The sequence below is a fragment of the Vibrio sp. L85 genome, from assembly GCF_963871815.1.
In the GTDB taxonomy this organism is placed as follows: Bacteria; Pseudomonadota; Gammaproteobacteria; order Enterobacterales; family Vibrionaceae; genus Vibrio; species Vibrio harveyi.
The window spans coordinates 1-476 of the sequence record NZ_CAWMYL010000121.1; the positions used below are offsets into that span (position 1 = coordinate 1).

Genomic DNA, 476 nt, shown 5'->3' on the forward strand with positions numbered 1-476 from the left:
CTTTTCGACTAAAGCACTCGCATTACTCTCTGGCACGATCATGCCAAAACCAAGGGAAACGTATTTGATCCCCTCTTTTTTTGCTGCTGCAAACTGCTCATTAGAAAAGGCAAAGAATGCGCCGAACTCGTCAAAGGCTCGGGTTTGTTTTTCACTTGTGTAATCTGATAGATATTTCATTGTTATGCCTCTATGGAATGGTTTGATTAAATACGATTAAGGTCGATACATGCGGTAGCGGTACAAACATAATTCAAAGGGTTACATCTAATATGGCGAACAGGCTTTCTCTTCAATCCATGAATTTCTCTTAATCGGTCTAAAATTTTCAGATCACGTTGACGCTTGCGCTGAACCAAAGAGAAATCATTTTTAGGAGGGCTTTCGCGCTCCAACGGCGAGACGTTGGTCGCTGTTTGGCATTTAGAGAGAGTTAGGGTTGAGTTTTGTTGCGCCATATCGAGTTTCCTTTTTGT

Annotated in this window: 1 protein-coding gene and 1 pseudogene; both read right to left on the reverse strand. The window is 41.8% G+C overall.

The genetic code is table 11. The features are described from left to right. The coding region (locus tag AACR11_RS12940; RefSeq protein WP_445286007.1) for a DUF7659 family protein at positions 1–180 on the reverse strand (180 nt) is incomplete at its 3' end. 26 nt (positions 181–206) lie between these two features. Beyond that, a pseudogene (locus tag AACR11_RS12945) lies at positions 207–476 on the reverse strand (hypothetical protein); the annotation flags it as partial.